This window comes from Corynebacterium sp. AOP36-E1-14 (assembly GCF_052377495.1).
GTDB lineage: Bacteria > Actinomycetota > Actinomycetes > Mycobacteriales > Mycobacteriaceae > Corynebacterium.
This window is the reverse complement of the sequence record NZ_JBQSWV010000075.1, coordinates 1-838: the sequence shown is the minus strand read 5'-3', so window position 1 is coordinate 838 and position 838 is coordinate 1. Positions and strand designations below refer to the sequence as shown.

Sequence of the window (838 nt, the reverse complement as noted above, 5' to 3'; positions counted from 1 at the left end):
GGGCGATCCCTCCTCGATGGTTACGGTGCTGGTGGATCTGACCCCGCTGGTCGATGGGCGAGGTCCAGCGCGGCTGATTGATATGCGCCCAGGTCGCAGGTGCCGAGCTTCTACGAACCTGGTTGCAGCACAACGCCGCGAAGCATTCCGCGAGTCGGTTCAGTTGGTGACGATGAACGGTTTCGCCGACTACGCCACCGCCGTGGACCACGCCCTGTCCGCAGCGACGAAGGTGATGGACCCATTTCACGTGGTGCACCTGGCCGCCGAGAAACTCACTGGGTGTCGGCAGCGCCTGCAACGAGAGACGACTGGTCGGCGCGGACGCAAGGTTGACCCGTTGTACAAGCACCGCCGTAGCCTGATGGCCAGGACGAACTATCTGACCGAGCGGCAGAAACAGCGGTTGGATCTGCTGTGGGCCACTGACGATGACTACGTTGCTTTGCAGGTCACCTGGGGTTTCTGCCAGGAAATGTCGTTGCCGCGTACGGTGTTCCGGGCAAGTCACGGGGCAAGAAGTTGATGGCCGGGTTGATCGACACGCTGCGCAGGGGGCTCCCGAAGGGGTTGGAAGAGTTGGCACAGTTCGGGCGCACGTTGTGGTGACGTCGGGCCGATATCCTGGCGTATTTCGATGTCGGAGTGTCGAACGGGCCCGTCGAAGCGGTCAATGGCAGGGTGGAGCACTTGCGCGGGATCGCATTGGGTTGCCGAAATCTGGACCATTACATCTTGAGGTCGCTGATCCATTCCGGGCAACTCCGCGACCGGATCAACGTACTGTGAATCGCGAAGAGCCTAACTGGCTCTTCGCGATACGGAGTGCATAGCTGAG

General features: G+C 61.2%; 2 protein-coding genes. Both read left to right on the top strand.

Translation table 11 applies throughout. The features are described 5' to 3' along the window. Nucleotides 1–526 (top strand): ISL3 family transposase (locus ACT3TD_RS14795; protein WP_444615245.1); only part of this gene is annotated, 526 nt, incomplete at its 5' end. 119 nt (nt 527–645) lie between these two features. After that, nucleotides 646–789 (top strand): transposase, encoded by a 144-nt coding sequence (locus tag ACT3TD_RS14790; RefSeq protein ID WP_444615244.1) that lies wholly within the window; start codon nt 646–648, stop codon nt 787–789. Nucleotides 790–838 lie beyond the last annotated feature (49 nt).